We start from the raw sequence: 19,256 nt of genomic DNA on the forward strand, positions 1-19,256 counted from the left end.
GGAGACGATAATGGCAGACAACAAATCGAGGCGAGGTGCCGCGGACCGTCGGCAGGTTTCGGGCGGTGAAGGCTATGAGGTCAATTACTTCGCCCGCAAGCACGGTATCAGCAGAGAGCAGGCCGAAGCCCTGATCAAGCGGGTTGGCATCGACCGCGACAAGCTCAATGCCGCCGCGGAGAAACTGAAGAAATAGGCTGCAGATTACGAATGGCGCATCGAGCGGTTGGTTTTGTTTGAGTCAGGTCAGGTGAGCAAGTCAGCTTTGCGTCGACCCACAATCAAAGGACCTTCAACTACCCTTGCGAAGCCAGCCTCGCGAGGCGCAGTCAAACTCGCGCCACCCGCGTTTCGGCCGGTCCAGCTTGCAAAACTGGTGGACGCGGTTCCGGCCGGCGACCGCTGGATCCACGAAATGAAATACGATGGATACCGTATTCTCGTCGCCGCGGGCGGTGGCGAGGCGCGCGCCTATACGCGCTCCGGCCTGGACTGGTCCGGCCGCTTTCCATCCATTTTGGCGGAGGCGCGCAAGCTCAAAGTTCGCTCCGCCCTGATCGACGGCGAGGCGGTTGTCATCGATACGGAAGGCCGATCCAGTTTCCAGGCGCTGCAGAACGCGTTGAAGGGCGCCCCCGCGAGCATCGATTTTTATGCCTTCGACCTGCTCCAGCTCGACGGGGAAGACCTGACGAGACTGCCGCTCCTGGAGCGCAAGGCGAAACTGGAGAGGATTTTGCCGGCCAGGCCCACCCTTCGCTACTCCGACCACATCCAGGGCCGGGGGGAAGAATTGCTGAACCGCTTCTGCGACGCCGGCCTCGAAGGGGTTATCTCGAAGCTAGCGGATTCGGACTATGTCGGGGCCCGCGATGGAAGCTGGCTGAAGATCAAGTGCATCAAGCGTCAGGAATTCGTGCTCGTCGGCTGGACGCCGTCAGACAAGGATCGCGCATTTCGATCGCTGATCCTCGGCGTCCATGACGGCGGAAAGCTGCACTATGCCGGCAAGGTTGGGACTGGTTTCGATGCCGCCGGGATGGCCCGGCTGATGAAGACCATGGCGCCGCTCGAGCAGAAGGCCGCCACGGTCGAGGCGCCACGCGCGGAGGTCCGCGGCGCGCACTGGCTGCGTCCCAGGCTTGTCGCCGAGATCGCCTTCACCGAGATGACGAATGAAGGGACACTGCGCCATCCAAGCTATCTCGGCCTGCGCGAGGACAAGAAGCCGGAAGCGGTTGTGATCGAGGCGGAACATCCCACAGCGACCCTGCCGCCGGCGGCGACAAGCGCGGCCGCGATCAGCAATCGCGGCCGCGTGATCTACCCCGAATCCAACATCACTGGGACAGCTTGCCGATCATTACGCCGACGTTGCCGCGATTATGCTTCCCTGGGCAGGCAGCAGGCCGATCAGCCTTGTCCGCTGCCCGCAGGGGCGCGCGAAGAAATGCTTTTTTCAAGCATGACGCCGGCAGCTTCGGCGACAAGGTCCATCACGTCGGGATCACCGAAAAGGACGGCCACGAGGAGCCCTACCTTTACGTCGACGATGCCGAGGGGCTTCTGACCTGTGTCCAGATGGGAACAATCGAGTTCCATGGATGGGGAGCGCGCATCGAAGACGTCGAGAAGGCCGACCGCCTTGTATTCGACCTCGACCCCGACGAGGGACTGGATTTCGAGGCGGTCCGCGCTGCCGCATTCCAGTTCCGGGATATACTGAAATCCATTGGGTTGACCACCTTCGCGATGCTGACGGGCGGCAAAGGCGTGCACGTGATCGCGCCGCTCACGCCGCGAGCTGAATGGCCTCACGTGAAGGCCTTCGCCTCCGGGCTTGCTCAGGCCGTCGCGCAGAGCGACCCCAGCCACTTCACGGCGGAGTTGTCGAGGGCCAAACGCAAGGGACGGATCTTCGTCGACTATCTGCGCAACCAGCGCGGCGCAACGGCAATCATGCCTTATAGCGCCAGGTCGCGGCCGGGCGCCCCGGTCGCAGCACCTGTCTCTTGGGCGGAGATGAAGACAATCGATGCGCCCTCGCATTTCCATGTCGGCGACGCGGCCGAGTTGAAGAAGCGCGCCGCATCGAAGGCCCTCGCGGGCTGGGGACGGGCCGACCAAGTCCTGCCGGATCTGCAATGAACGTCAACGGCCGCCTGCCCGTGCAGCAGAGCACACCCGAGATTGTCTGTCTCCAGGAAATCAAGGCGGCGCAGGGATTGCCGTCGGAAGATGGAGACAGCGGACCAGGAAGCGAGCCGGCGACGCACGTGGAAAGACATCCCTCTTGATCTGGAGTCAGACGATCCCCCACCTAGCGGTCCTATCCCACAGAGATCGGTGGCTGCACATCCGAGCTCCGGCACAGTTCATGTCTCTTCGCCCTTGGCGCGCCGCCAGGCGGCGCGCGGCAGCGAAAGCTGCGCTAACGCGATGAGGGAAAGGCGTCGCCAAGGCCCGTGCGGAGGATGGACAACCAAGACCGACGGGCTGGGATGCGTTCGAGTGGATCTGCTGCGCTAACGTTTCTCTGAGCGCCGCCTAGCCATCGGATGACTTACTTTAGGATTTCCGCGATCAGGCCCAGCTCAACGCTTCCTCAGCATGGAGATAACAGTTGCTGATGGGCGCTGGTAGAGTTCGTCGACCGAGAGTCTGCTGCCTTCCACAAGCTCCCGAACCCTTCCATTTCCAGCTTGTGAGCTGTTTGCAGCTGGCTCAACTGCTCGCGGATGATCTGGATGCCCGCCTTGATCGGTCCGCAAAGCCGGACAGCCTGATCCAGACGGCGCTCATGGATGAGCAGCACCGGTCAGGAACCGCCGTTCGCGCGGAAAAGCGGCGAAGATGGTCACGCCGGCCGAATAGACATTGGTCTTGCCGACAAAGTAGGCATCACTGCCCCCGTGGCGACGGAACGATCTCCATGGTCCGCCGAGCAATGTCGGCGTCACCGCCTTCCGTGTTCAACTCCCTGACCAGATGCTCGTTCGATCCGCGTTGTCCTGCAGGCGTTGCGGGAAGAAGCTCAGCGTGTCAGCGCTGATCCTGCCGTTCAACAAAATGTTGGGGCGGTTGAGAAGCTCCTGGTCGGAGAGTCTCTCGGGCAGGCATTGATGTTCATGGGTGTCCTTCAGGCTGCACCGTCCGTTGTCGCGGTGGGTTTCTCGTGTTTGGCGATTGGACGCGCATCGCCCGTGGCGTCCTTCTCCGGCAAAGCGTGAATGGCCGGCCCGTTGAGAACGCTGCCGTCAGGTGCAAACTGCGATCCGTGGCATGGGCAGTCCCAGCATTGTTCGGTCGAGTTCCAGTGGACGATACAGCCGAGATGCGTGCAGGAAGCGGAACGCGTATGGACTTGCCCGCTTTGGTCGCGGCAAACCGCCAGCTTGCTCAGGCCGTCCCGGAGGATGCCGCCTTCGCCAGGTTTGAGATCGTCGGCCGACGTGATTTCGCCCGGCAGCAAATATTCGGCGAAGCTCTTTACCGCCCTGAGGTTCTCGCTGACGTAATTCGCCAGCGCCGCCGGTGGCATCCGATCGGGAGCATAGACACTTTCCCACTTGCTTGACCCCTTGACGATCAAGTCGCGGATGAGAAGTCCCGCCAATGCGCCGTGCGTCATGCCTTGCCCAGAATCTCCGGTGGAGATGAAGACGTTGTGGCTGCCAGGGCTGCGGCCGATGAAGCCGCAATAGTCGACGGTATTGAGAACCTGGCCCGACCATCGTGCCGTCTCATCGTCCAAGCCGGGCACCAGCGCTCGGATCCATGCCTTGAGAGCATCAAAACGCGCGTCCCCATCGTCGGCTTCTCCGGATTTGTGATCTCTTCCGCCCGCGATCAGATAATCGATTTCGGCCGCACCGGGATGGAGACGAACGTAGTAGTAGGGATCATCCATATCCCAATAGAGCGCGTCCGGAAGCGAGCCCTTGGGCAATTCGAAAGCCATGGCGTAAGTGCGGTAGGGCGCCATCTTGCTGTGGATCGCGACGACGGTGTTGATGGGGGAGTTGGTGGCGAAGACCGCACTCTCCGCCGTGATCGTCCCTCCACCCTCGACACGGAGGCGAACCTCCTGCTCGCCTTCCTCGACCTCGACGACGGCGCTGTCGGCGAACACCTTGCCGCCCCGTTTCTCAAAGTCGGCCAGAAGCGCCTGGAGATATTTGAGCGGGTGGAAGGTGGCTTGGTTGGGATAGCGCAAGACAGGTGCCGACTCGTGCCCTTTGAGCGGGACGCCTTTGCCGTGCTCGGCCGTGGCACCAACCTTGCCGGCCGCCTCGTATTCTTCTTCGCAAGTCTTTCCGGCTTCCTCTTCGTCCATCCACGCCGCCGGAAAGAGAAAACCGTCGAGACGCCGGAAGTCGCAGTCTATCCCGAGGTCCCTTACATGTTGCTCGATCCGGTCGACGGCAGCCGCTTGGCTCTCCTGGAAACCTCGTCCTAGTTCCTCGCCGCGTACCCTGACGAGTTCGCTCAGCCCGTCGTCGCAGATCGGCGCCAAGTGAGCGGTCGTGCGAGACGTCATGCCCCCCAGTAGCGGGCCGCGGTCTACCAATACTACTTTCCGCCCCGCCAGGGCGAGTTCGTAAGCCACGGAAACACCAGCGATGCCGGCGCCCACCACAGCGACGTCGCATCGCTCATCTTGTTTGAGCCGTTGAGCCGGAGGGAATTTCGCATTCTTCATCCAAAGGGATTTGGTGGCTTCGCCGCTGACGTTCATCGCTGCCTCCGGGATGGCTCCGTCTCTAACGGCTGGCGGAACTATTCGATCCAAGCCGACTGATGAATCCGAGGAATGTCGGCCGCACGCCTGGTCAGGACTGGATCGAGAGGTCAGGACGAGGGTGAGGCTTGGCCCGTCTACCGGAGAGACCGGAAGAGACTCAGGCGCGCCATCAGCTAGCCCCAAACCAGTCGATGACCGGGCGTGTAATCATCAGCCACAAGATCGCGGCGACGGCGCCGAAGGCCGGAAAGCCGAAGAGGAACCAGAGCCGGAATAGCTGGTGGTAGCGGTGCGGAAGCGGCTGACCGGCCTGCGCTGCCGCCGACGCCCGGTCGCGCATCTCCATCTGCATCCACACCACCGGGAGCCAAAAAAGGCCGGTGACGATGTAGAGAACGATCGACAGCGCGATCCAGCCTTCCCAGAGCGAATAGCCGACGTGCCAGGCTAGCGCGACGCCGGTGATCGGCTGCGCTACGACTGCGGTGGCGGTGAAAAGGAAATCCGCAATGACGACGATGCGGGCGACAGCTGCCACGGTTGCGGCATTGCCGGTCCGGTGCGCGAGCAGCATGAAAAAGGCGATACCCGCGCCTGTTCCGAGCAGGATGGCCGCGCCGACCACATGCATGTATTTGAGGACAAAATAAAGCATCAGCGCTCCTCCAGAACCGCGAGCGCCACGAGATGCAGTAGGAAGATCGGCAGGATCTTGATCAGCGGCCCCAGCGGCTCGTTCCAAAGGTCGGGGCGCAGGATCGTGCCGGCCAATGCGTAAAAGATGCATATGGCGATCGCTCCCAAGAGCCCGGTGCGCGCCGTCTTGCGAAACGCAATGAGCGCGCCGACGATCATGTCGGCCAAGGCACCCGCGACTACCAGCGGCGCTGCCAGCGCGCCGACCGAAGTCCCGACGAGAAGCTGGACTCCGCTTGCCCAGCCCGTAGTCAAGGAAATGACGCCCGTCATGATCCAGAAGAACGGCAGTACCGTGAAGATCACCGGCTTGATGAAATACAGGCCCGCAAACCACCTGTCCTGCACTGTGGCCGGGTTAGCCCCAAGCGCAGCCGCGAGTCCTTGAGGCTCAATGCCTGTGGCTGTCTTCCATGGCTCTGGATCACCGATCGCACCTCGGGTGATTTCACGGGCAGCGTTGGTTCGCACAGGCGGGCGCCACTCCAAAATGCTTGCCGCATCGCCGAGGCTATAGAGGAGACGCGCCGCCCAGTGCGGGAGAGCAAACACGCGTGCCTTTGTCCATCCGAACCATTTGCGGTAGTGCGCGATCAACTCCTCCATGGTGAATGCATCCGGCCCCGCCAGTTCGACAGCAACACGGGACGGGCTGTCGGCGCTCAGGAAAAAGATCACCGTTTCCACGACATCGCCGAGTTGGACCACCTGGAGCCGGCCGGTGTCCGGCATCAATGGGAGAACGGGCAGTGCGGCAAGCCCGCGAATGAGGGCGCTTGCACCGAACACCGGTTGCCCCAGAACGACAGAAGGCCGCAGGATGATCCAATCCAGGTCAAGCGCCATAAGCGCCTCATCTCCGACCAGCTTGCTGGCGGAAAAGGCTGACGGCTGCTCCCGATCGACACCGATAGCGGAAAAATGGATAATCCGGCGCACGCCTGCTCGCGCGCAGGCGCGAAACAGCGCCGCCGCGCCCGAGGCGTGAACCTCCGCCATATGATCGAGGGCGCTGTCCTGCAGGACGCCGGCACAATTCACTACCGCATCGATACCTTGAAGAGCATGGTTCCAATCCTCGGGGGCCAAGGCCTTCGCCATATCGATGACGACCCTTCCGTCTCCGTCGGCTCGGTCCGGTTCTCGTCGCGATACCCGGACAACTTCGCATCCCTCGGAAATCAGTCGTGCGCAAACTGCCGTGCCGATCAAGCCGCCAGACCCTGTGACGAGAACTCTCATCTCCGGGTTGCCGTCGGACGTGATCCCGCGCTTGAATGGGTGATGATGCCGCTCCAGAATGATTGAGGGCATTGACGGTTCACCCACGCCTCCTCTCTGCCTTTTCCTTAGGCCTCATAGGCCGCTTGCCAGATGACGCGAACGCTTCGTCAGCCGCGCTTTCCATTTCCTTCAATGACTTTGAAAGCGTCAGACCCCAGACGATATGAGCTGCTATCATCAGCGAGTTTCTTCTGAACGCATGGCAATGCGCAGGCGCCAGAATGCGGGCGGCCGGAATCCAGCCAAAGTAGCTCAGCGCCCACACGCCAAGGCCATAGACTACCCCATCCCCTCGAATGGCAGGCAGCAGGGCGAATAAAGCGCCCGTGAGACCGCCGAATCCGAAATGCGCGAGCAACGTCTTCGACCGCAGGCCATCCTCGTCAGGGGCCACGACGGAGTTGTCGACAAGTTCACGAGGTGGAAGCGGATAGCGCTCGTCGTCAGGCAAAATCGCGTGCAGCCGTCTCATCGTCGCAGTCATCGCCATGGTCGCCGCGACACCAGCAAGGATGCCGAGCAACGCTCTGTCGAACGGCCGACCGCTCACCACCTTTCCTCCGTATTTCGATTTGGTAAGCCAATGCCGCAGCGTACCCAACCAAGCCTTTGACTCGCGCCATAATTATAACGCGGCTCAAAACGTTCAGGTGCGTCCAAAGTGCCGGCGTGTAGCGCAAGCTCATCCTGATTTGCATCGTAAGCCAGCGTGAGCGGCGTACCGCAATTCTCGCAGAAACCGCGCTCGGCTAGCGGTGACGAGCGCCGGTATTTTCGCCTTCCGCTGGTCCAGAATAGAGCATCGACTGGCTTCCATGCCAACACCGCGAAGGCGCTGCCGGTAGCCCTGCGGCACATTTCGCAATGACAATAATGGACGGGAGGCGTGTTCGTAACGCGATATCTTACGATACCGCACAAGCAGCCACCCGCGATCTCCGTTTCGGACATATCGAGGTTGTCGTTCTTGGGCGCCATCCAGAACAACCGCGACCCGGCCGCTTCTGTTCCCGCAGCAAGATAGCGACAAGAGCCGTATCATCGCAAAGCGGCGTGACCATCCGTATCTCTGCTGCGAGCGCGCGATGATAAAGATCAAGCGCATGCAGAGCGCCGACTGCGTGGTTAGCGGATTCCCTTACCTCGCCGAACGACAGGAAGTTGGGTCCTTGCTGCTCGGCCTTTATAATGAAGACGGCAAGCTCGACCATCTTGGCTTCACTTCGACGATAAGCAACGAGAATAGGCCCGCAGTAACCCGGCGCCTGGAAGCGTTGCTCGGGTCGCCGGGTTTCACCGGCAAAGCGCCCGGTGGTCCTGGTCGCTGGAGCACAGAACGGAGCGGAGCCTAGGAACCGGTCCGACCGGAACTGGTCGTCGAAGTCCGACACGACCACGTCACTGGCGGTTCCTTTCGACACGGTACGAAGTTGCTGCGTTGGCGCCCGGACAGAGCACCGCGCCAATGCACTTTTGAGCAGATCAAATGACGCCAATCGAGCTGCTTTCCCTAACAGCGTTCTTCCCGAGCAAACTCTTGTGAACGCGTATAACGCTCCGCTTTCGCGTCGGCCATGCATTGTTCGGCTAGCTTCTCGGCGGTGATTTCGGCCGGGATTGCAGCCGGTGCTTCCGCCTTATACTCGTCGATCCATTCTCTGACGAAGCGTGCGGTCCGCCTCATTAGATCCATCGCACGCCGATTGCGTGCGAAGGATGCACGGTTTTGTCGAAAGTTGTTGTCGCTTCAGGATCGCTTCCAGCGCCTAGCCCACGAGCTGGAACCAGAATCCGGGCCGAAGGTTTTTGAAGATGGCAAATCACTCGATCACAAGTCTGGTGACCTCAATCGGCACATTAACGTCTCGGCCTGCAGCATTCCTGGTTCTGTTGGCTTACGCGGCGCTCTGGTTGGCTTTCGAGCCTCATAGCTTAAATTGGCACGGGGCGGCCACCCTCTTCACCTGGGCTATGACGTTGTTCATTCAACGGGCAGAGCATCGCGACACCCAGGCAATCCACGCCAAGTTGGATGAGATGCTGCGGTCAAACAGCTCGGCCTCGAACATCACCAGTATTGACGATAAGGAGCCTGAGGAAATCGAAAAGCATCGCAGCCTCAAACAGCAGGGCGATTGAGACCTGGCAGAGTGGAGAGCACGTCCCCCGACCGAGAAATTCACGGACTGGCTGGCCAGCAGGCTTCATTCGCAGCTCTAGTCATGCCTCCTTTGCCGTCCGTCAAACAGATCAATAAATAAGCAAGATCAGCATCCACTGGCCGCCTCTTGACGCGGAAAATCGCGCTTCCAATATTTCCGTCTACGGCGTCCCTAGTGCGCCCAACACGATGCGGAAGGTGTCCCTTTGGCCGTCGCCGAGCGGGGGATTGACCGGAGGAACGAATGGGCCCCAAAGTCTTTCAAGAACCTGTGCCGATCGGCCCCGGACATCCGGGCAACATCGAAATTTGCGATCCAGAAACCGGCCCATCACTGGCTGCATCAGCAGCAGGATGTAGCGCGATGAAGTCCGATGCGTTCTCAGAGCCCGTTCTCGTCGATGACGCGCCATTCGGCGTAAGGAAAATACGCTGCGCCATGGACGCGATCGAGTTTCTGGAGGAATGGCCGTTCGAAAAGCGCGGCAGGCTGCACGGCCTGGCCAGCGACGCTTGCTGCGCAGCCTATGACGGCCGTGGCGCGATCGCTGCAGCTAGGAGGGTATTCGTGACCTGGGCTGTCCAGGCCGGCGTTTGCGCCTGTGCGCCTCGCCTCGAACTCGACGCTGGCGAGACCGGAGGGCCGAGTCATAAACAGTGGCAAGTCCTGATCAGGAAGAACACGCCCACCCCGTAAGGGAGAAACACGAGCACAAGGGCCAGCCAGTAACCGCGCTGCGCCATTGCCGCAAAATCTGATCGAAGCTGCTCCATTGCCTGCCAACGCAGGCCGGTTCAGCTTGTTCCCCGGTCCGCACGTCATAATCCAAGGCCAAGAACCTCTCGACAGCTGCAAACCATCCATGAAGGGCTGGCCCGCAATTCTTGCGGTCCCTTCTTGGACAACAGGAACAAAGAAGCCCGTTATCCGTTCGGTTTCGCGCAGCAAGAGCAGGATCAGATTGCAGGACGGAGCGACTGGAGTCTCCGCCACCCCGGTTCGGTCGTTCCCTTGCTGTCCGAGTTGAACGAGGTGGGTGTTCCGAAGGCCATGCGTTACCGCAAGTCTCCGTCAGCTGCTCTTGGCCTCCTGATCCTGGCCATCGTAGCGCTGTCACAAACCCCTGCGCGGGCGCAGGCGCCCTGCCCGGTCGATCACGACAAGCTGCTCTCGGCCCTCAAGGCCAATGTCAAGGCAAGCGGCGGTCCGGCGAATGGCGGCTTCGAGACCAATGAATGGGCTGCAATCGTCGCCCGCGACGGCACGGTCTGCGCCATCGCTTTCAGCGGCCCAACGGCGGATGCACAATGGCCCGGCAGCCGGCTGATCGCGGCCGAGAAAGCGAACACAGCCAATGGTGTCAGTGTGGCGAACATGGCCCTCTCGACCGCCAATCTCTACGCTGGGGCGCAACCGGCCGGGCCGCTTTTCGGCCTGCAGACCACAAGCCCCGTCAATCAGGCGGCGGCTTACGCCGGGGACGTCGGGACATTCGGCAGCGCCAACGACCCGCTGATCGGCAAGCCGATCGGAGGCGTCGTGGTGTTCGGCGGAGGCCTCGCTCTCTATGACGGCAAAAGGATCGTCGGCGGCCTTGGCGTTAGTGGCGATTCCTCCTGCGCCGACCACAACGTCGCCTGGCGCGTTCGGACGGCGCTGGGTTTCGACAAGGTTCCGGCAGGCGTCAATCCCAATCTCAAGGACGCCATCATATACGATATCGACCCCGGCGGGAAAAGCGCATCGGGCTGGGGTCATCCTTTGTGCCAAGGCAAGGAAGCCGACGTCGCCGCGGAACTGGGCGCCGGCGTCGGAGGCTCCGACCCGAAATGACGAGGACACAGCTGCTGGCACCGAAGCGCGTCGACGCAAGACGAACCGGCCGATCAGCTAATGGGCGGCGTTCTGCCGGGCCCGGTTTCGTTAGAGCGCTGCTGCTGGCATGCCTTCCATTTCTGGCCGCTGCCTCGGAAGCTCCTTCCACCTCGACGATCGCGCCGCCTGCCTCCGCAGCGCCGCCCGACGATGGGCAATGGACGATGCCCGCCAAGAACTACGCCTCTACCCGCTACAGTGAGCTGACGGAGATCAACGAAACCAATGTGAAGAACCTGCAGGTGGCCTTCACATTCTCGACCGGCGTGAACAAGGGCCAGGAGGCTGCGCCGCTGGTGATCGACAGCACGATGTTCATCGTGTCGCCGTTTCCCAACGTCGTCTACGCGCTCGACCTCTCCAAACCTGGCGCACCGATCAAGTGGAAATACGAACCCAATCCCGAGCCCGCGGCGCAAGGGGTAGCGTGCTGTGACGTCGTTAATCGCGGTGCCGCTTTCGCCGACGGGCGCATCTTCTTCAACACGCTGGACGGCCACACGATCGCGCTCGATGCGAACTCCGGCCAGCCGGTCTGGAACGCCCATATCGGCAACATCAATGTCGGCGAGACCATCACGATGGCGCCGCTGGTGGTGAAGGGCAAAGTGCTGGTCGGCAATTCGGGCGGCGAGATGGGCGTGCGCGGCTGGGTTAAGGCGCTCGACGCTGGCGACGGCCATGTCGTCTGGACGGCCTACAATACTGGTCCCGACGACCAGGTACTGATCGGCCCGGAATTCAAGCCACATTACGACATGGACAAAGGCAAGGACCTTGGCGTCACGACATGGCCGCCGGAAGCCTGGAAGATCGGCGGCGGCAATATGTGGGGCTGGATCTCCTATGATCCCGATCTCAACCTGATCTTCCACGGCACCGGCAATCCGGGGCCTTGGAATCCGGATCTGCGCCCCGGCGACAACAAATGGACATCGGGCATTTTTGCCCGCGATCCCGATACCGGAGCGGCGAAATGGTTCTATCAGTGGACTCCGCACGATCTGCACGACTATGACGGCATCAACGAGCAAGTCCTGCTCGACATGAACTGGCAGGGCAAGCCGCGCAAGGTGCTGGTCCGCCCGGAACGCAACGGCTACCTCTATGTCCTTGATCGCACCACCGGCGAGGTGCTGTCTGCAAAACCCTATGGTCCGGTCAACTCCAGCAAAGGTGTGGATCTCAAGACCGGCAGGTTGATCGAAAACCCGGACAAGAAGATCGGGACCGGCAAGGTTGTCCGCGACATTTGCCCGACCGCATCGGGGCTCAAGGACTGGCAGCCTTCCGCCTTCTCGCCGAAGACGGGCCTGCTCTACATCCCGCACAACAATCTCTGCATGGACGAGGAAGGCGTCGAGGTGAACTACATCGCCGGCACGCCTTATGTCGGAATGAACGTCCGCATGATTCCGGGCCCCGGCGGCAATCGCGGCGCCTTCACCGCCTGGGACATCGCGGCGGAGAAACCGGCCTGGAGCCTCAAGGAAAACTTCCCGGTGTGGAGCGGCGTCGTCGTAACCGCCGGCAATGTCGTCTTCTATGGAACCATGGAAGGCTGGTTCAAGGCCGTCAGCGCGAAGACCGGCGAATTGCTTTGGCAGTTCAAGACCTCCTCCGGCATCATCGGCCAGCCGGTGACTTATCGCGGCCCCGACGGACACCAATATGTCGCGATCCTGTCTGGTGTCGGCGGCTGGGCCGGCGCCATCGTATCGGGCGATCTTGATCCGCGCGACGCCACCGCCGCGCTTGGTTTCGTCAACGCCATGAAGGATCTGAAGAATGCAACAACGGCGGGAGGCACACTCTATGTGTTCCGGCTGCCTTGACGCATTCAAACTGACCCCGCTGGCGAAAAGGTCTGCCCTGCGGGCCTTCGCGGCCGGTCTCGTCACGATGGTCTGGCTGGTTGTGGCCGGTGCGGCGGATGCGCGGGAACTGCGCGCCTGCGCCGATCCCAACAACATGCCGTTCTCCAACGCCAGCGGCCAAGGTTTCGAGAACAAGATAGCCCAGATCGTCGCCGCCGATCTCGGCGCCAAGCTGTCCTACACCTGGTGGGCCCAGCGCCGCGGCTTCGTTCGCAACACGCTGAAAGCCGGGCTTTGTGATCTGGTGCTCGGGATGCCCACAAATGTCGAAATGCTGCGCACCACTACGCCCTACTATCGTTCGTCCTATGTCTTCGTGAGCCGCCAAGACGGCCCGGATGTGACCTCCTTCAACGACCCGCGGCTCCGCGACGTGCGTATCGGCGTCCAGCTCATCGGTGACGACGGCGCCAACTCGCCTCCTGTGCAGGCGCTTGGCCGCCGCGGCATCGTCGGGCATCTCATCGGCTACCCCGTCTATGGCGATTACTCCGCTCCTAATCCTCCAGCGCGCATTGTCGAGGCGCTGGCGAACGGCGAGATCGACGTCGCGGTGGTCTGGGGTCCGCTCGCCGGCTATTTCGCCCAGAAGCAGAAGGTGCCGCTGCGGATCACGCCGGTCTCACCTCGCATCGACGGGCCGCAATTGCCGCTGATGTACGACATCTCCATGGGCGTTAGGCGCGAGGACGATGCGCTGCGCAGCGCAGTGAACAGCGCTCTCGCCAGGCACAAGACCGAGATCGACGCGATCCTGACGCAATATGGCGTGCCGCTTCTCGACATGGCCGGGAGCCCGGTGCAATGAAACCGGCCGCCGCCACGCTTCTCTTGGCGGTCTTAGCGCTGGCGGCATGCCAGCGCGAGGAGCGGGATACGCGCCCGCAATCGGCGCTCGGCTCCGGCGAACAGCCGACGCCGGTAACGACTTTGGAACCCGGCGGACAGCGCCCCTCCCCCACAGACAACAAGGCGGCGAGCTTCGAGGCCAATGCCTTTCATCTGAGCGAGGGCAAGCGCCTGTTCGGCTGGTTCAACTGTTCGGGGTGCCATGCCAATGGGGGCGGCGGCATGGGCCCCGCGCTGATGGACGAAAAGTGGATCTATGGCAGCTCGATGGAAAGCATCCATGCCACGATCCGCGACGGCCGTCCGAACGGCATGCCGAGCTTCCGCGACAAGATCCCCGACGATCAGATCTGGGAGCTTGCAGCCTTTGTTCGCTCGCTGAGCGGCAACGCGCCGTCCTCCGCCGCGCCTTCCCGCAATGACGACATGATGGCGCATCCCTCGGAAAACCGCATGCCCGATGCCGCCACGCTGGGGAAGTCGCCGTGAAACGCTTCGCCTCGATTGCGTTGGCCACGGCAATCGCCCTGTTTCTTCACGGGTGCGCGGGCTGGCAATCGGCTCTCGACCCGAAAGGCCCCGCCGCGAGCGAGTTGGCATGGCTGATCTGGTTCTTCACCGGGCTCTGCGCGGTGGTGTGGGTGCTGGTGATGATCGGTCTTGCCGCGCCGCTGATGATGCAATCGCGAGAACGTCTAGAGCCGCTTGTACTTGACGCCGGCGCCGACAATCGGAAGCTGCGCGTGGTGATGACCGCCGTCGGGCTGACCGCCGTGATCCTGGTCGGGCTCACTCTGCTCAGCTTCTTCGCCAACAGGACGCTCGCCGCGATTGGCTCGGACGCCGCGCTGACCATTCGCGTCACGGGCCATCAATGGTGGTGGGAGGTTCGCTACGAAGACGCCACGCCGAGCCGCATCCTGACCACGGCGAACGAGATCCATATTCCCGCCGGTGAGCCAGTGCGGCTTCTTCTCACCTCCACGGATGTGATCCATTCCTTCTGGGTCCCGAGCCTTTCCGGCAAGCTCGACCTCATTCCCGGCCGCATGAATGTGCTCGACATTAAGGCGGACAAGCCCGGCGTCTATCGGGGCCAATGCGCGGAATTTTGCGGCGCGCAGCACGCCAACATGGGCACCTTCATCATCGCCGAGCCGCGCGCAAAGTTCGACGCCTGGTGGCGGGACCAGTTGCAGCCGGCCTCCGCGCCAATGAGTGACGAGGCCAAGGCCGGAGGGGATCTCTTCCTGAAACGTCCCTGCGTGATGTGTCACAAGATAGGCGGCACGCCCGCGGGCGGTACGGTCGCGCCCGATCTCACCCATGTCGCCAGCCGGCAAACGCTCGCGGCCGGAACATTGACGATGAGCCGCGGCAATCTCGCCGCCTGGATAGCCGATCCGCAAGGCGTCAAGCCCGGGTCTCACATGCCGGTGGTCGATCTCAGCGGCGACGAGCTCAACGTCATCGTCGCCTATCTAGAGGGGCTGAAATGAGCAGCGCGGATCTCACAAGCGAACGCGATTTGCCGCCGGAGCGCGAGGCATCCGCCAAAGGCGATATCGCACCAGGGCGAGACGGACCGCGCGACACCGGCATGGATGACGCCAGCCTGCATCGCTGGCTGGCGCGGACGTGGCGCACGCCTGCCGGCATCATCGGCGCGCTGTCGAGCGTCGACCATAAGGTCATCGCACGAAGATACCTGATCACCGCCTTCCTGTTCCTGTGTTTGGGCGGGCTCAATGCCGTCGCCATGCGCATTCAGCTCTCGGGCCCGCAACGCGGCCTGATTGGCCCGGATCTCTACAACCAGCTGTTCACGATGCACGGCGTCACCATGATGTTCCTGTTCGCCGTGCCCATCGTGCAGGCGACCGGGATCTATCTGGTTCCGTTGATGGTCGGCACCCGCAACATCGCCTTCCCCCGCCTCAATGCCTTCAGCTACTGGGTCTATGTCTCAGGCGGGCTTTTCGCCTGGGTATCCTTCGCCCTCTCGATGGCGCCGGATGTCGGCTGGTTCGCCTATGTGCCGCTGTCCGGCCCGGAATACGGGCCCGGCAAGCGCGCCGACGTCTGGGCGCAGATGATCACCTACACCGAGGTGTCCTCGCTGGCTGTCGCCGTCGCGACCATCGTCACCGTATTCAAGCAGCGCGCGCCTGGCATGTCACTCGACAAGATCCCGCTCTATGTCTGGTCGCTTCTGGTCACGTCCTTTGTCGTCGTCTTCGCCATGCCGGCCGTGATGGTCACCTCGACCTTCCTGATCCTCGACCGGCTCGTCGGCACGCACATCTTCAACCCGGCCGAAGGCGGCGACGCGCTGCTGTTCCAGCACCTGTTCTGGTTCTTCGGTCATCCTGAAGTCTACATCATCTTCCTGCCGGCTACGGGCATGGTCTCCGCCATCATCCCGGCCTTCGCCCGGCGCCCGGTGTTCGGCCATCTCGGTCTGGTCCTGTCGCTGATCGCCGTCGGTTTCCTATCGTTCGGCCTCTGGGTCCACCACATGTTCGCGACCGGACTGCCGAAGCTCGGCGCCAGCTTCTTCACCGCGTCCAGCATGATGATCGCCATCCCCAACGGTATTCAGATCTTCTGCTGGCTGGCGACTCTCTGGGACGGCAGGCCGGTGATCCGCACGCCGCTGCTGTTCGTCCTCGGCTTCTTCTTCATCTTCGTCATCGGCGGCCTCACCGGCGTCATGCTGGCCTCCGTGCCGCTCGACCTTCAGGTGCACGATACTTATTTCGTCGTCGCTCACTTCCATTACGTGCTGATCGGCGGCGCGGTCTTTCCGCTGCTCGGCGCGGCTTATTTCTGGTTCCCCAAGATCACCGGCCGCATGATGAGCGAGCGCCTCGGGCGCTGGCATTTCTGGCTCGCCCTGATCGGCTTCAACGCGGCTTTCTTCCCCATGCACATCGTCGGTCTCTGGGGCATGCCGCGCAGGGTCTACACCTATCCGGCCGAGCTCGGCTGGGGAAACATCAATCTCTTCATCAGCGCCGGCGCGGTGCTCTTCTTCCTGAGCTTCGTGCTGTTTGCCTTCAACCTCGTCCACAGCGTGTTGAAGGGTGCGCCAGCCGGCGACAATCCCTGGGACGCCGGCACGCTGGAATGGGCGACGTCCTCGCCGCCGCCCAGCTATAATTTCGCGCGCATTCCGGTCGTGACGAATGTCGAGCCGCTCTGGGCCGAACGCGAGCCGCTTCCCGTCGCGACCGGGCTTCGCGTCGATGCTCGCGAACTGATCATCTCGACAGTGGCGGAGGCCCATCCCGACATCCGCGAAAAATCGGCGACGCCGTCGATCTGGCCGCTGCTGGCGGCCATCGCCGTGGGCGGCACCTTCCTCTACTCGATCTTCACACCCTGGGCGATTGTCTGGGGCGCCGCGCCGATCGCCGTTACCCTGATTGGCTGGTTCTGGCCGAAAGGCGATCCGGAGGACGAGGAATGAACCAGCGCCCTGCCATGGATATTTCCGGCCTGCCGACCTTTGGACATGGTCCGCGCAGCCCCACCTGGTGGGGCACGCTTGGCTTCATGGCGCTGGAAGGCACGGGCTTTGCGCTGGCCGCCGGGGCCTATCTCTATCTCGCGACGTTGTGGCCCAACTGGCGGCTAAGCGCCCCGCAGCCCAACCATTGGCCGGGAACGATCGTGACGCTGCTTCTCATCGTCAGCCTGGTGCCGAACCATATGCTCAACCGCTACGCCAAGGAATGTGCGATCGGGCCGGTGCGGATCGGCATGGTGGTGATGTCGCTGCTCGGCGTTGCACCGCTCATCGTGCGCTGGTTCGAGTTTCCGGCGCTGAACATCTATTGGGACACGAACGCCTACGGCTCGATGATCTGGGTGCTGCTCGGGCTCCACACAACGCATCTGATCACCGATGTCGGCGATACGATCGTTCTGACAGTGCTGATGTTTACGCACCATGGCTATAGCGGCCGGCGCTTCGGCGATGTCGGCGACAATGTCTTCTACTGGGATTTCGTGGTCCTCACCTGGATCCCGATCTACCTGCTCATCTACTGGCTACCGAGGTGGGGCTGAGATGCGCGCGCTGCGGCTTGGCACGTCCTGGGGAGGTTTGTTGTCGGGGCCTTTGGCCTGGGCAATCTCGACGCAGCTGAACTACGCGCTCGTGCACTGGCAGTGCAATCGCCAGGTGCAGGTGGTGCTCCCGTTGGCGCTGTTGCTCGCGGTGTTTTCGCTGCTCGGGGGCGCGCTGTCATGGCGGGCGAAGCGGCAGGGCGGCGCCGCCTTCAAGCTCGAGCGCACACGCAGCACCGAGCGTTTCGTCGCCGATCTCGGGATGCTCGCGGCACTGCTGTTCGCCCTCGTCATCGTCATGCAGGGCAGCGCGGCGCTCATCCTCGACGAGTGCCTGCGATGAGCCTCGAAGCGTTCTTCTCGACCTCTATCTGCTACGGCGCCGGTGCGCCGGAAGCCGGATGGACGTTGGCGTTTCCGATTACGCTTCCCTTGGCAGTGCTCGCGCTCATTTATGCGCTCGGCGCAAGTCGGCTATGGCGCCGCAGCGGCCGGGGCCGACCCGAGCGGCTACGCCAGGCTCTGTTGTTCGCGGCCGGTTGGGGCGTCGTGACGGGAGCGCTGGCCAGCCCGATCCATGCGCTCGGCGAGCGTGTGTTCTCAGCCCATATGATCGAGCACGAGTTGCTGATGGCCATGGCGGCGCCGCTTCTTGTCGCCGCTTGCCCCGGCGCGGCCTTGATGTGGGCATTGCCGGCCACACTTCGACGACGGACCGGGAAGCTGACACACAGCAAGTTGCTGCAGGCGGTCTGGGCGTTCGCCGCTCGCCCGCTCAGCGCGACGGTGCTTCATGGAGTAGCGATCTGGATCTGGCATATTCCGGCGCTGTTCGAGGCAGCGCTGCAGCAGGGCGTGCTGCATTATGCGCAACATGCGAGCTTCTTCGGCACTGCCTTGCTGTTCTGGTGGGCGCTTCTGCCGCGCTCTGGTCGACAGGAAACCTATGGCAGCTCGGTCATGCATCTTTTCTTCACATCGCTGCATACCGGCCTGCTGGGCGTGCTGCTGCTGGTATCGCCCAAACTCTGGTATCCGGCGAATGCGTCCGGCGCCGCGCTCTGGGGCCTGAGCCCCATCGAGGACCAGCAGCTCGCCGGGCTGGTGATGTGGGTTCCGGCCGGCCTGATCTATGGCGGAGCAGCCTTGCTGCTCGCCGGGCTCTGGATAAGCAACAGTGGAACCAGGGAGGAAACGCATGCGCTCCGACCTGGCTAGGCTTATCGGCGGCGCCCTCGCCGCGATCCTGCTGCTCGCCGCGATCGGCGCCGCGGCGGCCTTATGGATCGACCGGCGCGATCGCGTCCGGCACGAGGCGGATGTGGCGACCGGAGGCGTGGGCGCGCGGGCCATTCCGATCATGACCGCGAATGGCTGTTCCGCCTGTCATACGATTCCCGGCGTGCCGGGCGCGCAAGGTCAGGTCGGGCCGCGCCTCGACGGCAGCCTCGCCGGCCGCGTCTATATCGGCGGCGTGCTGGCGAACAATCCGGAAAACCTGATCCGCTGGATCCGCTTGGCAAGGGAAATCAACCCGCACACCGCCATGCCGTCGACGAGGATCACCGAGCAGCAGGCGCGCGATATCGCGGCCTACCTCTACGGGCTGAGATGATCCGCAAGGGACCGAGATCGCAAGCCGCGTGCAGGATCATCGCGGTGTCCAGGATGAGAATTACGAAATAGGCAGACATG

General features: G+C 62.6%; 19 protein-coding genes and 2 pseudogenes. 16 read left to right on the forward strand and 5 right to left on the reverse strand.

Annotated elements, in window-relative coordinates; genetic code table 11:
- The first annotated feature begins 10 nt into the window (after positions 1–10).
- The 3 genes and pseudogenes from P9236_RS11335 (at position 11) to ligD (P9236_RS11345) (ending at position 2,148) form a co-directional block, all read left to right on the forward strand.
- Entirely contained in the window at positions 11–196 is a 186-nt protein-coding gene (locus tag P9236_RS11335; RefSeq protein WP_278074710.1) for a DUF3606 domain-containing protein, read from the forward strand.
- Between the two features lie 219 nt (positions 197–415).
- Positions 416–1,183, forward strand: a pseudogene (gene ligD / locus P9236_RS11340) (non-homologous end-joining DNA ligase); the annotation flags it as partial.
- Between the two features lie 236 nt (positions 1,184–1,419).
- Positions 1,420–2,148, forward strand: a complete 729-nt coding sequence (gene ligD / locus P9236_RS11345) for a non-homologous end-joining DNA ligase (protein ID WP_278074711.1) — start codon at positions 1,420–1,422, stop codon at positions 2,146–2,148.
- A 991-nt stretch (positions 2,149–3,139) separates the two neighbouring features.
- Here ligD (P9236_RS11345) and P9236_RS11350 read toward each other — a convergent pair.
- The 5 genes from P9236_RS11350 to P9236_RS11370 form a co-directional block, all read right to left on the reverse strand.
- Positions 3,140–4,738, reverse strand: coding sequence for an FAD-dependent oxidoreductase (locus P9236_RS11350; protein ID WP_278074712.1), 1,599 nt, complete (start codon positions 4,736–4,738; stop codon positions 3,140–3,142).
- 175 nt (positions 4,739–4,913) lie between these two features.
- Positions 4,914–5,399 (reverse strand): DUF2269 family protein, encoded by a 486-nt coding sequence (locus P9236_RS11355; protein WP_278074713.1) that lies wholly within the window; start codon positions 5,397–5,399, stop codon positions 4,914–4,916.
- On the reverse strand, positions 5,399–6,682 hold the full coding sequence (locus P9236_RS11360; protein ID WP_278074997.1) for an SDR family oxidoreductase: 1,284 nt from the start codon (positions 6,680–6,682) through the stop codon (positions 5,399–5,401). Before P9236_RS11360 ends, P9236_RS11355 begins: the two co-directional genes overlap by 1 nt.
- Before the next feature lie 79 nt (positions 6,683–6,761).
- Positions 6,762–7,325 carry a hypothetical protein gene (locus P9236_RS11365; protein WP_278075010.1) on the reverse strand — a complete coding sequence of 188 codons (564 nt, stop codon included), beginning with the start codon at positions 7,323–7,325 and terminating at the stop codon, positions 6,762–6,764.
- The gene (locus tag P9236_RS11370) at positions 7,271–7,702 is read right to left on the reverse strand and encodes a GFA family protein (protein WP_347405183.1); all 432 of its coding nucleotides are present in this window, start codon (positions 7,700–7,702) and stop codon (positions 7,271–7,273) included. The genes P9236_RS11365 and P9236_RS11370 overlap by 55 nt, the downstream gene beginning before the upstream one ends.
- 59 nt (positions 7,703–7,761) lie before the next feature.
- Here P9236_RS11370 and P9236_RS11375 point away from each other — a divergent pair.
- The 13 genes and pseudogenes from P9236_RS11375 to P9236_RS11435 all read left to right on the forward strand — a co-directional run.
- Positions 7,762–8,214, forward strand: a pseudogene (locus P9236_RS11375) (ATP-dependent DNA ligase); the annotation flags it as partial.
- Positions 8,215–8,536: 322 nt separating this feature from the next.
- Entirely contained in the window at positions 8,537–8,863 is a 327-nt protein-coding gene (locus P9236_RS11380; protein WP_278074714.1) for a low affinity iron permease family protein, read from the forward strand.
- Between the two features lie 266 nt (positions 8,864–9,129).
- Positions 9,130–9,582 (forward strand): DUF982 domain-containing protein, encoded by a 453-nt coding sequence (locus P9236_RS11385; RefSeq protein WP_278074715.1) that lies wholly within the window; start codon positions 9,130–9,132, stop codon positions 9,580–9,582.
- A gap of 354 nt (positions 9,583–9,936) precedes the next feature.
- Positions 9,937–10,719, forward strand: a complete 783-nt coding sequence (locus P9236_RS11390; RefSeq protein ID WP_278074716.1) for a heme-binding protein — start codon at positions 9,937–9,939, stop codon at positions 10,717–10,719.
- Entirely contained in the window at positions 10,716–12,596 is a 1,881-nt protein-coding gene (locus P9236_RS11395; RefSeq protein ID WP_278074717.1) for a methanol/ethanol family PQQ-dependent dehydrogenase, read from the forward strand. The genes P9236_RS11390 and P9236_RS11395 overlap by 4 nt, the downstream gene beginning before the upstream one ends.
- Positions 12,577–13,446: a substrate-binding domain-containing protein gene (locus tag P9236_RS11400; protein ID WP_278074718.1), complete on the forward strand. Its 870-nt coding sequence runs from the start codon at positions 12,577–12,579 to the stop codon at positions 13,444–13,446. Before P9236_RS11395 ends, P9236_RS11400 begins: the two co-directional genes overlap by 20 nt.
- Positions 13,443–13,976, forward strand: a complete 534-nt coding sequence (locus P9236_RS11405; RefSeq protein ID WP_278074719.1) for a c-type cytochrome — start codon at positions 13,443–13,445, stop codon at positions 13,974–13,976. The genes P9236_RS11400 and P9236_RS11405 overlap by 4 nt, the downstream gene beginning before the upstream one ends.
- Positions 13,973–14,986 (forward strand): cytochrome c oxidase subunit II, encoded by a 1,014-nt coding sequence (coxB, locus tag P9236_RS11410; RefSeq protein WP_278074720.1) that lies wholly within the window; start codon positions 13,973–13,975, stop codon positions 14,984–14,986. The genes P9236_RS11405 and coxB overlap by 4 nt, the downstream gene beginning before the upstream one ends.
- On the forward strand, positions 14,983–16,959 hold the full coding sequence (ctaD, locus tag P9236_RS11415; protein ID WP_278074721.1) for a cytochrome c oxidase subunit I: 1,977 nt from the start codon (positions 14,983–14,985) through the stop codon (positions 16,957–16,959). The genes coxB and ctaD overlap by 4 nt, the downstream gene beginning before the upstream one ends.
- A complete protein-coding gene (locus P9236_RS11420) occupies positions 16,956–17,561 on the forward strand; it encodes a cytochrome c oxidase subunit 3 (RefSeq protein ID WP_278074722.1) in 606 nt (201 codons plus the stop codon). Before ctaD ends, P9236_RS11420 begins: the two co-directional genes overlap by 4 nt.
- Before the next feature lies 1 nt (position 17,562).
- Entirely contained in the window at positions 17,563–17,904 is a 342-nt protein-coding gene (locus P9236_RS11425) for a hypothetical protein (protein ID WP_278074723.1), read from the forward strand.
- Complete coding sequence (locus P9236_RS11430; protein WP_278074724.1) at positions 17,901–18,779, forward strand: cytochrome c oxidase assembly protein; 879 nt, start codon at positions 17,901–17,903, stop codon at positions 18,777–18,779. Before P9236_RS11425 ends, P9236_RS11430 begins: the two co-directional genes overlap by 4 nt.
- The gene (locus P9236_RS11435) at positions 18,760–19,176 is read left to right on the forward strand and encodes a c-type cytochrome (RefSeq protein ID WP_278074725.1); all 417 of its coding nucleotides are present in this window, start codon (positions 18,760–18,762) and stop codon (positions 19,174–19,176) included. The genes P9236_RS11430 and P9236_RS11435 overlap by 20 nt, the downstream gene beginning before the upstream one ends.
- Positions 19,177–19,256: the final 80 nt, after the last annotated feature.

Source organism: Mesorhizobium sp. WSM4884, assembly GCF_029625675.1.
GTDB lineage: Bacteria > Pseudomonadota > Alphaproteobacteria > Rhizobiales > Rhizobiaceae > Mesorhizobium.

Coding starts and splice junctions, on each gene's coding strand:
- P9236_RS11335 (WP_278074710.1), top strand. CDS start 11: ATGGCAGACAACAAATCGAGGCGAGGTGCCGCGGACCGTCGGCAGGTT.
- P9236_RS11350 (WP_278074712.1), bottom strand. CDS start 4,738: ATGAACGTCAGCGGCGAAGCCACCAAATCCCTTTGGATGAAGAATGCG.
- P9236_RS11355 (WP_278074713.1), bottom strand. CDS start 5,399: ATGCTTTATTTTGTCCTCAAATACATGCATGTGGTCGGCGCGGCCATC.
- P9236_RS11360 (WP_278074997.1), bottom strand. CDS start 6,682: ATGAGAGTTCTCGTCACAGGGTCTGGCGGCTTGATCGGCACGGCAGTT.
- P9236_RS11370 (WP_347405183.1), bottom strand. CDS start 7,702: ATGGCGCCCAAGAACGACAACCTCGATATGTCCGAAACGGAGATCGCG.
- P9236_RS11380 (WP_278074714.1), top strand. CDS start 8,537: ATGGCAAATCACTCGATCACAAGTCTGGTGACCTCAATCGGCACATTA.
- P9236_RS11385 (WP_278074715.1), top strand. CDS start 9,130: ATGGGCCCCAAAGTCTTTCAAGAACCTGTGCCGATCGGCCCCGGACAT.
- P9236_RS11390 (WP_278074716.1), top strand. CDS start 9,937: ATGCGTTACCGCAAGTCTCCGTCAGCTGCTCTTGGCCTCCTGATCCTG.
- P9236_RS11395 (WP_278074717.1), top strand. CDS start 10,716: ATGACGAGGACACAGCTGCTGGCACCGAAGCGCGTCGACGCAAGACGA.
- P9236_RS11400 (WP_278074718.1), top strand. CDS start 12,577: ATGTGTTCCGGCTGCCTTGACGCATTCAAACTGACCCCGCTGGCGAAA.
- P9236_RS11405 (WP_278074719.1), top strand. CDS start 13,443: ATGAAACCGGCCGCCGCCACGCTTCTCTTGGCGGTCTTAGCGCTGGCG.
- ctaD (WP_278074721.1), top strand. CDS start 14,983: ATGAGCAGCGCGGATCTCACAAGCGAACGCGATTTGCCGCCGGAGCGC.
- P9236_RS11420 (WP_278074722.1), top strand. CDS start 16,956: ATGAACCAGCGCCCTGCCATGGATATTTCCGGCCTGCCGACCTTTGGA.
- P9236_RS11425 (WP_278074723.1), top strand. CDS start 17,563: ATGCGCGCGCTGCGGCTTGGCACGTCCTGGGGAGGTTTGTTGTCGGGG.
- P9236_RS11430 (WP_278074724.1), top strand. CDS start 17,901: ATGAGCCTCGAAGCGTTCTTCTCGACCTCTATCTGCTACGGCGCCGGT.
- P9236_RS11435 (WP_278074725.1), top strand. CDS start 18,760: ATGCGCTCCGACCTGGCTAGGCTTATCGGCGGCGCCCTCGCCGCGATC.